Source organism: Microbacterium sp. KNMS (assembly GCF_053851835.1).
The window spans coordinates 1-232 of the sequence record NZ_JBSQBP010000219.1; the positions used below are offsets into that span (position 1 = coordinate 1).

1 pseudogene is annotated in these 232 nt (G+C 65.5%); it reads right to left on the minus strand.

Going from position 1 to position 232, the window contains the following annotated elements:
* A pseudogene (locus ACWXWW_RS18390) lies at positions 1-232 on the minus strand (glucose-6-phosphate isomerase); the annotation flags it as partial.

Genomic DNA, 232 nt, shown 5'->3' on the forward strand with positions numbered 1-232 from the left:
TGCCGTTGCTCTCCATCTCCAGCTGCTGGAGGTAGGAGGGCAACAGCTTCAACCGTTCGTCATAGGCGAACAGCGCGCGCGTCTGGCACCCCATGACCCGCGCATAATATTGATCGACGAACGCCGCGATCAGCGGGGCGTTCTCGCGCGGGGCAGCCAGCCGGAAATGCCGGTCCATCGCGGCCGCGCCTTCCAGCAGGCTTTCGAACGCATCCCATCCCAGCGCCAGCGC